The organism is Colwellia echini (assembly GCF_002843355.2).
Lineage (GTDB): Bacteria > Pseudomonadota > Gammaproteobacteria > Enterobacterales > Alteromonadaceae > Colwellia > Colwellia echini.
Genome location: NZ_PJAI02000005.1, coordinates 178155 through 192094, shown reverse-complemented (window position 1 = coordinate 192094; position 13940 = coordinate 178155). Strand labels below are relative to the sequence as shown.

Genomic DNA, 13940 nt, shown 5'->3' with positions numbered 1-13940 from the left:
CGAAGTAAAAGTAACTAATGTAGCTACTTCGCTATTAAAAAATGGTTTTGGATGATTCAAATAAATGATTAAACATGTCATAAAATTAACAGTTGTGGGAGTTGCTTTGTCATGTAACTCAACGGCATTTGCCAACGATGAAGCCGACTTAGCTAAACTAAAAGCGTATATTTTAGCTAAAGAGTATAGCCAAGCCTATGATTTTTCTAAATCAGTAGAGTTTGAATTAGCTGGCGATATTACCTATGACTTTTTGTCTGGTGTTGCTGCATTTGGTGCAAAGCGTTATCAAACAGCCGTGTTTTCATTCGAGCGAGTACTGATAAGTGATCCTACTTCATTTGATGCGCGCTATTATTTAGCGTTAAGTTACCAGAGAATTGATAACTTACATGCGGCCGTTTCAGAATTTGAAACGCTGTCAAAAACGTCTTCAATAACTGCTGAGCAAACTGAGAAAGTTGAATATCACATAAAATCGATCAATCAACAGCTACTTGAGCGAACTCGATTGTGGACAAATACCATTACATTCGGTCTAGCTTCAGATAGTAATATAAACAGTGGTAGCAGTTTGGATGATATTACGTTACCTGATGGGACAGTAATACCGTTATTTGACGCTTCTAAAGAGATTGCTGATGGCAGCGTTCTGTTGCAATACAGTGGTAATTATCAGTACACCTTAAGCCAAAATCAAACGGTTATGTTTGATGTTTCAGCTAGGTCAAAGCGATTTTTTGATCACAGCGAATATAACCGAGAACTGGTTAACCTCTCGGTTTCATATCAACATGAGTTATTAAATGAAGCTTCGTGGTATGTTGGTTTAAGTACAACACCATTGTGGTTTGCCAATGACTTATATCGTACTGAAAATGCACTGTCGGTTGGTTGGCAGCAACCAATTGATAATAACAGTCAGTACGGGTTAAACGCTGTGGTTAGCCAAGTTGATCATGCTACTTATGACCAGCTGAACTTTAATCGTTATATATGGAATGCTTTTTATCGATTTTTCACTGATTATCAATATACCTTTATGCTCAAAGGCTATCATGATGACAATACCAATGGCTTAACTCACAATAATAAAACCGCTATTGCTGGCTCATATACAGTTGGTTACCCCATTACAGCAAACCTAAGCGGTAGCACAATGGTCATGTTTGAAAAACAAACGTATGAAGAGCCAAACCCTTTATTTAATGAACTCGGTGATTCATCTTCAGTGATACTTTCAACTGATTTACTTTATAGCGGCTTTCAAGATCAAGCGATATTACTGCAGCTAAACTTTCAAGATAAATCACTTGAAAGTGAATTGTTAGCGATGAAAATATTTGAATACGATCGACTTGAACTGAACCTCACATGGAACTACACATTCTAATGAACATATCCCATAAATTTAAAGTCACTTTAAGTATCTTACCTCTTGTCTTTTGTACCTTACCGTCATTAGCTGAAACCTCGAGTGCGGTCGATGCAGAAGCAGTAGCAGGTAAAACTATGATCGCCTCCGGAGATGTTGAAGCACTTTCGAATGCGAATGATGAAAAGCGTAAATTAAAACGCAGATCTGAAGTGTTTAACAGCGACGTGGTAATGACAGGTGAGTCGAGTAAAACACAATTACGCATGGTTGATGGCAGTATGATCGCCTTAAAGGAAAACACCGAGTTGATTATTTTAGAATATCAATTCAATAATGGTACTGAAAAAAACTCAGCAGTACTTAACCTTGTTACGGGTGGATTACGTTCTATCACCGGAGCAATTAAAGCCGACGAAGGTCAGTATCAACTGAAAACTCCAGTAGGCAGTATTGGTATTCGTGGAACGCATTATCAAGTCGAAGTATTAAATGACATGATGTGGATTGCTGTATGGGATGGCGCAATCGACTTACTTATCGATGTAGGCTCACAATCAGGAGATACTTTGTCATTGGGCACAGATGAAAATTATTCCTATGCCAGTATTGATATGAATGGTCATATTACTACCTATATTGAACCGCCATTAATTTTTAAGCAGGGGATGAGTACTAAAGAGATGGATATAGTGGAAACATCAGGGCCTGATAACTTAAATGTAGGGGCATCGCCAACTGTTATTTCTCAACCATTAACACGTTCAGAGTTAAATACGGCGTTAATATTGAACAATTTGAATGAGAACAATATGGCGTTTTTAAGTTCAGATGAATTTAATTCTCGTAAGCTTACCAATGTTTACGATTTAGTTACCGCCAAAGAAGGTTCAATAAAATACTCAAATGCGGCTGCTATCTCGACGTATGAGCTGTCTAATTTTGCCGCAGAAATGACCATTAATTTTGATACCGGACAGATAGGCGATGGCCACATGTCATTCAACGATGCTAGAAGCTCGGAGCAATGGAACGCTTTATTCAACGGTAATATGAACATTAGAAATGACAAAGTATCGTTGGAAGTCGATGTTACTTTTGCTAGTCATGGCGACAAACTAGCAGACGGAGATATCTCAGCAGGCTTTGTCGAATCACTCGGTTTAGATGGTGTTGTCGGTCAATTTGAATTACATGAGCAAAATGACGACGTAAGTGTTAATGGCTCATACTTGGTGAAACCATAATGATAGGTAGTAATATGAAGTTCAACATAAAAGCGATTGCTACTCATAGTCTTTTTTTACTGACTTTTATCGGTGTTACCGCGTGTGGTGGTGACAAGCAAGTTAGCTTGCCAGAAGCTTTGATAAATGAAAAAATAGTCTCAGATAATGTTTCGATAACAGAGCAAGAAACGCTAACGGTTAGTGCAAAATCTTTACAACAAGTTAGTTTTAATTACACCACCAAAGCTAATGTGGGTACAACAAAAAGTGCAACGGGCACTATTGATTTACCAGATCAAAATTCAACCGTTAGTGGTAACCTTACTTTAGCGCTTGATATTGTTGATTTAGCCGGTATTAGCCAAGTGACTCTAGACTTCTCAAATGGCAACAGCAATATCCTTTCATTACAAGTTTGTGGCGGCGCTGCACAAAGCTGTGATATTACTTCTCAAGCGAATAACTCTGAGTATCGTTTGTTTGTAAATGGTATTAATCCACTTGATTATCAATGGAAAACAGGTGCTAATATTATTAATGTTTGGGTTGATAACAAGTTAGGTGATCGCAGTATCGCTGCAACGTTAAACCTTAACTGGCAACCTATTGCACTTAGCCAGATAAACGCACAATTTAGCAATATTGTTGTTAATCAAGTAACAGGTAAAGCGACAGGTGATTTAGAGATCACTTGGGATAGACTTGCTAGCCATTTATTTTATAACGTATTTATTGCCAGTGAAAATGGTGTCAACAGCCAAAACTTCTCAACACTTGCAGACGGTCAAGCAAGATTACTATTAATCGATAATAAAGTGGTATTTACAGGGCTTGATGCCAATAAAGAGTATTTTTATACCGTTAGTGGTGTTGATGATAGTGGTGAAAGTGCTTTTGCTGGTCACCAAAGTGTGATCGATTTATCAAGAGGAGCCCCCATTGTAAGTGACGATATTGTCAGTTTAAATCAAGGGGAAACAAGCATCATAAATGTTGTTGAAAATGATACAACATCTAGCGGTCAGTTAGCGATAATAAGCTTTACGCAACCAACAAACGGTATTGTAACTGATAATGGCGATGGTACTTTGTCTTATCAGCATGATGGCTCAGCAGTTACAACAGACCAATTTACGTATAAAGTAAATAACGGCACGTTTGATTCGGCAACGGCAACGGTTAATATTACTATTACATTAGTGAATACTCCTGCTCCTACTCCTGACCCGGTTGTAAACGAAAAACCAGTATTAACAGCAACTCCTTTAATTCAATCAATCCCTGAAAACTCAGCTGTAGATACGCCAATTTCAACTATTTCTGCAGTGGACCCCGAAGGTGATGCACAAGTTTGGAGCATATCAGCAGGTAATGGTGATGGTGTTTTTGGCATAGACAATACAGGCGCTGTGACCGTTGTTGACACTACAGAATTAAATTTCGAATTAACTACACAGTATATTTTAACGGTTAAAGCAGAAGATGCAGCCGCACCGTTAATTTTTGAAACTATAGATATCACTGTAAATATTACGGATATTCTAGAAAACCAACAATTAATACCTGATGCAACATTTAATACCAATGGGGTAAAGTCTTTTAATACTTATTCCTATGCCGGTGATGACTCTATTGTAAATACTGTGCGTCAAGCTGATGGTAAATTAGTGATGATAGTTAATACCACTGTATCTGGTGGGCAAAGCTTAGATGAAAATATATCAGCCATTAGGTTAAACACTGATGGCTCTGTTGATAGTAGTTATGGTGATAATGGTAGACGAACCTTTGCCTTTGCTGATTCACAAGTTGCTAGCAAAGCGATAGTTGACGCCTCTGATAACATTTATATTGTTGGCACTGACTATGGCGGAGTAGCGACTGCCATGGTTATAAAAATTGATGCAAGTGGTAATTTAGATACTAGCTTTAATATCGATGGAAAAGTTGAGTTTACTAATCCAGATAACACCTCGGGTGTTGATATTTATAATCATTCTAATGGTTACTTATATATTGCCACTTCTGGTGAAAGTTCAAGTATCCCATACAATGTACTTAAAGTTTTTCGAATTGATGTTACAGGTACTATAGCTTCTTTAAATTCAGATAGCGGCTTCGCAGAATTTGAATTATTTACTGATCATAACTTTGATGTAGTTGGCATTAGTGAGATATCTACTGGTGAACTTGTTGTCTTTGGTACTGATGATGATCCTGTGTTAGTTGAAGGCAACTTCGGTATTGCCGTATTAAATCAATCTGATTTAACTCAGCCAAGCATAGTGGCCACTTCATTTGACACTAAGACAATTATTGACGGCTCAGGTACTACTGCTGAATTTATGAAAAGCTACTTAAGCTTGACTGCTGATAGCTATATTGTTGCAGGTGAATCAAAATATATAAATGGTGTTAGTTTTTCTCCTGAAGCCGCAATGCTTAAAATTAATGTGACTAATACTGCGATAACACTTGATACTGGGTTTGCTAGTTCAGGAGCTTTTGTTGCAGACCTTGATGGTGATTCTACAGCCCCTTCTTCTATTGAATCGCTTGTTGTGGATAGTGCAAATAATATATCTTTTGTCGCCAACTCTGTTGATCTTAACCTTGGTGATGCTACTTACCTTACTGGACAAGTTGACAGTACAGGGATAATAACCCCAGGGTTTAATACGCAAACTATCTTATCTAACGCTACTTTTGAACAAGCGAGTGATTTAATTATTGATACTACGACTAATAATTTATATGTAGCGAGTAATGATGCATCGTTAAGTTATAACAACGTTGCTTTTCAACAATTTTTAAATGATGGCTCTCCAGTTGCAAATTCAACTCAGCTGTTAAACTTTACCTCAAGTAATGAAACGTTAACTGGCGTGAATTTATTACAATCAGCAGCTAACGCAGGTGATATTTGGATCAGTAGTGAAGCACCAAAAGATGATTTTTCAGGTGTAGCTATTCAGGTTAGTGTATTAGATAGTGCTGGCGAGCTTGATAAATCAAAAACTAAAAACATAGGTGGAGGACAAATGGAGTTATCTACCTATGGACCATCATTAGAGTTAAGTGACGGTAGTATTATTTACACCATTCATGGGGTCGAGGCATCTGAACTTTATGTTTATAAAGTATCTGGTGGTGATTTTACTAGTGATGCAGCTTTTGTTCCTGGTATTGGCTTCGCTGCGGTTCAATTGCCCTTTACGAATGGAAGTTTCAACGAAGTAACCTTAGATACAGTAAACAATCAGATAGTCATCTCAGGCACTAATATGGATGCTAGCTCTGCATTTGTTATCAAAGTCAATGTTACAGACGGCAGCTTGTATACAGGTGGAAGTTTCGTTAATGGATTTGCTACTATTAATATCGCCTCTGAGATTACGCTAAGTTTTGATCAAGTTATACCACAAACTGATGGCACGTTAATTGGTTTAGGTAATATTGATAATGCAGGCTTCTCGCAACCATTTTTAGTTAAACTAACGCCCAACGGAGCCCTCGATACCAGTTTTAACACTACGGGCTATAAAATATTTAACTTAAGCTTGCCAAATAATGTACTAGTTGCCAATGGTTTACGCCAACTTGCAGATAGTTCATATATTTTTAGTGTCAATAATTTCACATCAAGTCACTCCCATCTCGTTAAAACAGATAGCTCAGGTGTGCTCGATCCATTATTTGCAAGCGCAGGTGTGTTAAATATTTCTTTAGGTAGCAATTTTACCATCATTAATGATATGGCACTTGATAGTGACGACAATCTTTATGCGGTAGGAACGGCTTTAAATACCACTAATGATAACTTAGTGCTTAAAGTAGATACTCAAAGTGGTGTGTTATCACCTACCTTTAATGCCTACTCAACCCCAGGTTATTGGATGTTTGATGAAGGTGGCGAGGAGGTAATTGACAGAGTGCTATTTGACTTATTAAATGATCGTTTGTTATTGGGTAGTACTGTCGATAGCTCTGTTGAATATAACGATCCTGTTTTAGGTCTAAGTTTTGTTAGAGATCTTAGAGTGAGTGCTTTTATGTTAACTCAACTCGATAACTAACCTTATAAATTAGGTTTGCACATAACGTTTTTAGAGTTGATTAGAATTAATTACAGTTGATTAAAGTTAGTTAAAGGTAGTTAGAGTTAATTAGTATTCATCAGGTTGAGATTTATTATGAAAGTTAGTTTTTTTGGTACGCGAGGCTCTTGTCCAACGCCAGGTAAAGATACAATTAAATATGGAGGCAATACTGCCTGTGTATTAGTTGAAGCTAATGACGGTAGAAAAATTATCTTAGATGCAGGAACCGGCATTCGAGTGTTAGGTGATGAGTTAATTAAAACTAATGATGATATCTACCTACTTATTTCTCATAATCATTATGATCATATTCAAGGTTTTCCTTTTTTTAAACCTGTGTACCAAAAAGGAAGAAATATAAATATTTACCCTTCAGTAACTGAGCCTAATCAGCCTGAAGCCGTTGTTGAGCAAATGCGTGGTAGTTACTCACCTATTTGCTCAGAAACACTGGTATCGAATATTATGTTTCAAACATCTCTGTGGTCAGAATCACCTATTGACATAAATGGTTTTCAAGTAAGTAGAAAACCTATCAATCATCCTAATGGTGGCATGGCTTTTTTAATATCATGTGATGATAAAACCGTGGCTTATGTTACTGATAATGAGATTAACTCACCTACGCAATTAACAAATAAAGCGCAATGGTTAAGTTTTCTTGAGAACATTGATTTATTAATACATGACGGTCAGTACATTGAAGATGATTTACCGTTAAAACTTGGTTGGGGACACTCACTTGTGTCTGAGAGCCTTAACTTAGCGATTGAAGCTAACGTTAAAAACCTCGCTATTTATAGTCATGATCCAGAAAGAACCGATGCTCAATTAGATCAGTTACAAAATGAGATAGACACCATAAAATCTAACGTTAATGCTTTTCTCAGTAGAGAAGGCCAATCAATCACACTGTGAAAATCCTTAATTAATATGACGAATCTTACTCGCTTTAAAGATACCTTTATAAAAAATCCTCTAATCTCTTGTGGCTTGAACGACTGTGTTTGAATACTTTAAGCGAAATCGCTACGCCTTGATATCAGGGGCTTTAATCAGTCTTTTTGTTATATTTTTACAATTTTCATCAAGCCTTGCTGTTAAACAGTTATTAGAACGTTTTGATGGGATGTTTTATGATCTGCGCTTACAAGCGACATTAGAAGATAGACAACGAACTGATCAACCAATTCTGATTATAGATATTGACGAAAAAAGTTTAGCGGCAGAAGGGCGCTGGCCTTGGTCAAGAATAAAAATTGGCGAGCTTGTTAATCAACTTGCTAATGCTGGCGTAGCGGTTGTGGTATTCGATGTCTTGTTTTCTGAACCAGAAAGAAACCCCGTTGATGAAATTTCTAAACATTTAGAAGCCAATAATCAAGAAATCCCGCCGTATTTAACTAATTTAAAAAGCTCGTTAGATGCCGATACTATCTTTTCACAAAGCCTTGATTCAACTGACGTTGTTCTAGGAGTATTATTTCAAAACGAAAATCAAACATCTAAAGGAGAATTACCTCTCACCGTTATAAGTGGCACAGAAGATGTAGACTTCAAAAAATTAATACGTCTTTCATTTCCGCACTATGAAAGTAATATTCATATTTTGCAATCACAAACCACAGGAAGTGGTTTTATCAATTCTACGCCTGACAAAGATGGCTTTATTCGAAAAGCCGCGTTAGTTGCAGAGCACAACGGCAAGTTCTATCCATCGATAGCTCTCGAAGCTGCTAGGTTATTAACCTTCAGTGAAACTATTGAAATAAATGTGGTCGATATTGGTAATAATATTAAACAAATTTCAGGGGTTAGGTGGGGCAATGAACTAATTCCAACTGATGCAGCGGGTAGGGTGTTAATTCCATATCGCGGTAAACGTAAAAGTTTTCCTTATATTTCGGCAACCGATGTTTTGCATAACAATGTTGCTGATGGCTTGTTAGAAGGTGCTGTTGTGTTTGTTGGCACAAGTGCGGTAGGTTTAGCTGACTTACGGGCAACACCGGTTGAAGTTAATTACCCTGGGGTAGAAGTACATGCTAATGTTTTTGAAGGATTAATACACCCTGAAATATTACCTATTCAGCCCGATTGGTGGGAAGCGGCAGTAGGTATTATTCTTATTGTTTTAGCAATATTCTGTGTGTGTGTATTTCCGGTTATAGGTCCATTAGCACTTACGTTAACCGCATCGGTACTGATATTTTTAACGACGTGGTTTAATTTTTGGTTATGGCAAGTACATCAAATTAGTTTAATGCTAACCACAAGTTTATTGCTTATTTTATTACTTGGTATATTTAATTTAGGTTTAGGTTTTTTCAAAGAAAACAATCAACGCAAGATGATTAAAGGTATATTTGATCAATACGTACCACCTGCACATATTGATAAAATGTTATCTGATCCCAACTCGGTAAATCTTGATGGTGAGCGTAAAGAAATGACGGTATTGTTTTCTGATATTCGAAGCTTTACCAGTATTTCAGAATCATTAACCGCATCTGAACTTAAAAACTTACTGAATAAGTACTTTAACCCTATTACTAAAAGTATTTTTGATCATAAAGGCACCATAGATAAATATGTGGGTGATATGGTAATGGCATTTTGGGGCGCGCCACTTAGTGATCCAGATCACGCAGAAAATGCCTTGAACGCAGCATTAGACATGCAAGTGATTACCGCTAAATTACGTGAAGAATTTAAAGAAATAGGCTTGCCGGAAATTCATGTGGGTATTGGTTTAAATACTGGTGATATGAGCGTTGGCGACATGGGCTCTGAATATCGTCGTGCTTATACTGTATTGGGTGATGCAGTGAACTTAGGTGCACGCTTAGAAGGTTTAACTAAGTTTTATGGTGTGGAATGTTTAGTAAGTGAAAGCACTATGTTGCTTTGTCCTAACCATCAATTTAGGTTTATTGATTGCGTGAAAGTGAAAGGTAAAAATGAGCCAATAACTATTTTTGAACCACTAACTGAGCAGCAATTACAATTACCTACGTTTGCCGAAGAGACAGAGGCTTATAAAAGCGCTTATCAACATTACCTTGCTCAAAACTGGCAGCAAGCAAAAGATGATTTTACTGCGTTATTAACCCATTATAGCGAACGTAAAATTTACCAAGTGTATTTATCGCGCATTGCTATTTTAGAGCAAGAAACCATGAGCCCAGATTGGGATGGAGTTTATACCCATATGGAAAAATAGCAGCTACAGTTAAGAGAATGACTTCATTATATTATTTGTGTATTTGTATTTTGATATGATGTTTTCCATTTTCCTTAACTTCACTCGGCTATAAAATTGAAATAGGAGAAATACAGTGGCGTTAACTTCATGGCTAACCGCAAGCATAATGCTCGTCAGTTTTCTTATTATCGCGGCTTTATGCAAAGCATTCGAGCCAAATAATAATGATCAAATAAAGCGTGTTGGCTTTTTTCTTATACTATATCTAATTGCGGTTAGTTTATTCCATGCTGCCCAAGTATTTCAATGGTCACAAATAAATCTGATATCCGGTAATATAATTTATTTAATAGGCAGTTTAACCTTAATCGAATTAAGCCTAACGCTATTATTTAAATTGATTATTCCTCGCCTGGGCTACCATCCACCATCTATAATCAGTGACATTATTTTTGGTTTTTCAATTATTGTTTTACTGGTAGTAACACTGAGTAACTTTGGGGTTGATACCACAAGTATTGCCGCCACCTCAGCGGTTGTTACCGCCATTTTAGCCATTGGTTTACAAGCTACTTTAGGTAATATTATTGGTGGTGTAGCATTACAACTTGATAAGTCAATTCGCCTCGGTGATTGGATCCAACTTGAAAATGGAACACAAGGTAAGGTACAAGAGCTTAGATGGCGTCACACGGTAATAGAAACTAGAGATTGGGACACACTTATTGTGCCTAATTCCTTTTTATTAGCTGCCAATATTATTATTTTAGGTAAACGGGTAGGCGAGTCACTGCAACATAGAATGTGGGTGCATTTTAATGTTGATTTTCGAACCAATCCATCACAGGTTATCGATATTGTTGAAGCGGCGCTACAGGCTAAACCAGGTATATTAAATGTTGCTAATCACCCTAAACCTAATTGTATCTGTCTTGATTTTTCAAGTGACAACAGAGAAAGCTACGCGCAATATGCTATACGTTATTGGCTAACTGATATCCAAGAAGACGATCCAACCAACTCATTGGTAAGAAAGCGGTTATATGCCGCATTACAGCGAGCTAATATTCCTTTAGCTATTCCTGCTGCGCAATTATTTATTGATCAAGACGATAGTGAGCGACGTTCACAAAAAGAGCAAAAAAATATACAACAAAGATTAAATGCTTTAAACCAGATCGACTTTTTAACAGAGTTAAATCAAGACGAACTAATTATTTTAGCAAAGGGCTTGCAGTCGGTATTGTATTCTAAAGGCGAGAATATTATGCGCCAGAATGATAAAGCAAGTTGGCTTTATATATTAACTCAAGGTACTGCTTCAGTTTGGGTAGAATCAGGCGGAATGAATAGTAAAGTGGCTGATATTAAGTCGCCCACATTTGTTGGTGAAATGGGATTAATGACCGGCGCAGCAAGAAGCGCAACAATTATCGCTACCAGTGATGTCTATAGTTATCGATTACACAAAGATGAATTTCAGAAAATTATTCTTCAAAGGCCAAATATAGTAAACAAAATTTCTGAAATTTTAGCGAAAAGAGATGTGGAAACAAGCTCAATAAAAGATAAGTTAAATGAAGCTGTTCAAAACCAAAAAATTGAACAGAATAAAACTCATCTGTTAACTAAAATTAGTATGTTTTTTGGATTAGATTAATACTTTAACTGATACGAAATTAATCGATACGAACCGATAAGCTTATTGGGTAGTGATCTGATGTATTAATATCAGTATGTACTTGAACATTGGTTATCTCAATACCTCGATAGTAAATATGATCAAGGTGCTGTAATAAATGACCTACCTTAGGTTGACGAATCATTTTTACTTCAGTTAACGAAAAAGATAATGCCAATGACTTAAAATATTTTAAGCGTTTTCTATTCCATGTATTAAAGTCGCCTGCTAATAACATAGGGCCTTTATGGTTAGCTAATGTTTTAAATATTTGATCTAAATGATCTTTAAATTTTTCAAAAGAGACAAAATTGATCAAATGCGTATTAACGACGAGCAACGACCGCTCGCAGTTATCCTGTCCCAATTGACATAAAGGATATACTGTTTTGAGTAGCATCTTTTTAGTATTCGAAATAGGCTCTGCGTGTTTTGAAGCCGAACAATAATGATCTTGGGTTGCTACTGTTGAACCTGTTTTAACGCCAGTTTCTATATTGGTTTGAATGTCTCTAAAACTTCGCGCCATAATCCACTGGTGCTGTTTAGATAAATTAAAATGGTTATCAAAAGGTGAGTTAACTACCGCTTCTTGTAATAGCACCAAATCTTTGTTTTCGGTGAGTGTTATAAAATCTTCTAGCCAACCAGTTTTTTTACATTTAAAGACATTCCACAGTAATATATTTATATTCGGGCCTAAAAAGTCTTTTGAAGCATCTCCCATAATCTTTAAAGATTCAACAGTGTTATAACGGCTTTTAATCATTTAAATACAACCTGTTTAAATTTAAAACGGTTTAAGTTATATTGGCGCTAGATTTTAGTTCTTGAATTCAAGCTAAGGCTAAAGATAAGGTGAAAACAAACGGAAAAAGTTATTACGTATCTTTTTAAACCTTGACAATGGATCTAAATATTCTTTAACAACCAGCGTTGCATTTTCTTTTTTAGCGGTAAATAAAGTCGTTAGGTTTTCATTGAGCTGAGGATCAAAACATTCCATATTAATTTCAAAGTTAAATTCAAGGCTTCTGGCATCCCAGTTAGTTGAGCCGATAAATGACCATATGTCATCAATAATCATAATCTTACTATGATCAAAAGGTCTATTGTTTTTATAAATTTTAACGCCGTGTTTAATTATCCTAGGGTAGTTGGCTTCCATCACCCAATCCATAAAGAGTATGTTACTGTGCTGTGGAACTATAATTTCTACTGATACGCCGCGTAATGCTGCTGCGTGTAAATAACTCATTAACGCTTGGTCTGGCACAAAATAAGGGGTCATTATTTTTACACTTTTCTGTGCGGAAACTAACGCATTAATTAATGTCCATCGAATTCTATTATGGTTTTCATCAGGCCCATCTTGAATAACTCGGGCAACAATGGCCCCATTATTAGCTTGCAGCTCAGAGCTAGTATCAGACTTTTTCTTCGCAATTTGTAAAGCCTCAAAACGAGGAAATTCAATTAACTCACGTGTGGCAAAAAACCAATCTTCGATAAATACCTGACTAATTTGATCAATAACCGGGCCTGTTACTTTAAAATGAATATCGTCAATTGGATTTTTTGCTGACTTAACTACATTATCTTGGCTTATATTCATACCGCCAATAAAAGCAACTTCACCATCAATACAGAGAATTTTTCTATGATTTCTTAAGTTAATAAAACGCACGGTAGTAAGGGAGATGGCAGGTAAGAAGCGCGCCGTTTTCACGCCTAGTTTTTTTAATGCATAATCTGATTTATGCCAGCTGTAACCAATACCAACGCCATCAAGTAAAACATTGATTGCTACACCACGCTGATTCGCTTTGGCTAATGCATCAACAAATTGCTGGCCAAGAGAGTCATATTCAAAAATGTAACTTGATAAAACAATAGCGCGATTAGCATTATGAATAGCTGCAATCATCGCAGGGTAGGCGTTATCACCATTAATGAGAGGCTCAATGTTATTACCATCAAGGTAATTCATTGGATGAATGGCATGACCTGCTATAATTGCGGCATGCCAATTTTGTGGCAAACCATGAAAATTAATAGCGATTGGCTCATGTTGAAATGTTTCTTTTAACGATTGTGGATACTGTTTTTGGGCAGAACGTTTAATACGATTTATACCAAAAAACCAATAAAATAAAGTTCCGATCACTGGTGAAAATACAACAAGACCAATCCAAGCAAGTGAAGTTCGTTCATTTTCTTTATAGAGAAGTACATGTATAGATGTGAGTAAAGATAAGCTAACATGGAAAATAACAATGATGGTTACCCAATGGAAACTTATCCAGTCAATCAACGCTTCAATTATTTGCATAAAGCTCAACCTAAATCA

General features: G+C 36.5%; 8 protein-coding genes. 6 read left to right on the top strand and 2 right to left on the bottom strand.

Translation table 11 applies throughout. The features are described 5' to 3' along the window. Window positions 1-64: 64 nt before the first annotated feature. The 6 genes from CWS31_RS06755 to CWS31_RS06730 all read left to right on the top strand — a co-directional run bounded on the left by CWS31_RS06755 (window position 65) and on the right by CWS31_RS06730 (window position 11569). Window positions 65-1393, top strand: coding sequence for a tetratricopeptide repeat protein (locus tag CWS31_RS06755; protein WP_101344360.1), 1329 nt, complete (start codon window positions 65-67; stop codon window positions 1391-1393). Beyond that, window positions 1393-2622: a FecR family protein gene (locus tag CWS31_RS06750; protein WP_170252793.1), complete on the top strand. Its 1230-nt coding sequence runs from the start codon at window positions 1393-1395 to the stop codon at window positions 2620-2622. The genes CWS31_RS06755 and CWS31_RS06750 overlap by 1 nt, the downstream gene beginning before the upstream one ends. 14 nt (window positions 2623-2636) lie before the next feature. After that, window positions 2637-6680 (top strand): Ig-like domain-containing protein, encoded by a 4044-nt coding sequence (locus CWS31_RS06745; protein ID WP_170252791.1) that lies wholly within the window; start codon window positions 2637-2639, stop codon window positions 6678-6680. 117 nt (window positions 6681-6797) lie between these two features. Next, the gene (locus CWS31_RS06740) at window positions 6798-7622 is read left to right on the top strand and encodes an MBL fold metallo-hydrolase (RefSeq protein ID WP_101344357.1); all 825 of its coding nucleotides are present in this window, start codon (window positions 6798-6800) and stop codon (window positions 7620-7622) included. An 85-nt stretch (window positions 7623-7707) separates the two neighbouring features. Further along, complete coding sequence (locus CWS31_RS06735) at window positions 7708-9927, top strand: CHASE2 domain-containing protein (RefSeq protein ID WP_101344356.1); 2220 nt, start codon at window positions 7708-7710, stop codon at window positions 9925-9927. A 115-nt stretch (window positions 9928-10042) separates the two neighbouring features. Next, complete coding sequence (locus CWS31_RS06730; protein WP_101344355.1) at window positions 10043-11569, top strand: mechanosensitive ion channel family protein; 1527 nt, start codon at window positions 10043-10045, stop codon at window positions 11567-11569. 19 nt (window positions 11570-11588) lie between these two features. On the opposite strand, the gene CWS31_RS06725 is transcribed toward CWS31_RS06730, so the two are convergent. Beyond that, window positions 11589-12359 (bottom strand): endonuclease/exonuclease/phosphatase family protein, encoded by a 771-nt coding sequence (locus CWS31_RS06725; RefSeq protein ID WP_101344354.1) that lies wholly within the window; start codon window positions 12357-12359, stop codon window positions 11589-11591. Window positions 12360-12437: 78 nt separating this feature from the next. After that, window positions 12438-13922, bottom strand: coding sequence for a phospholipase D-like domain-containing protein (locus CWS31_RS06720; protein ID WP_101344353.1), 1485 nt, complete (start codon window positions 13920-13922; stop codon window positions 12438-12440). Between the last annotated feature and the right edge of the window lie 18 nt (window positions 13923-13940).

Excerpts from the sequence above, each read along its gene's own strand:
- CWS31_RS06755 (WP_101344360.1), top strand. The coding sequence starts at position 65 with ATGATTAAACATGTCATAAAATTAACAGTTGTGGGAGTTGCTTTGTCA.
- CWS31_RS06750 (WP_170252793.1), top strand. The coding sequence starts at position 1,393 with ATGAACATATCCCATAAATTTAAAGTCACTTTAAGTATCTTACCTCTT.
- CWS31_RS06745 (WP_170252791.1), top strand. The coding sequence starts at position 2,637 with ATGAAGTTCAACATAAAAGCGATTGCTACTCATAGTCTTTTTTTACTG.
- CWS31_RS06740 (WP_101344357.1), top strand. The coding sequence starts at position 6,798 with ATGAAAGTTAGTTTTTTTGGTACGCGAGGCTCTTGTCCAACGCCAGGT.
- CWS31_RS06725 (WP_101344354.1), bottom strand. The coding sequence starts at position 12,359 with ATGATTAAAAGCCGTTATAACACTGTTGAATCTTTAAAGATTATGGGA.
- CWS31_RS06720 (WP_101344353.1), bottom strand. The coding sequence starts at position 13,922 with ATGCAAATAATTGAAGCGTTGATTGACTGGATAAGTTTCCATTGGGTA.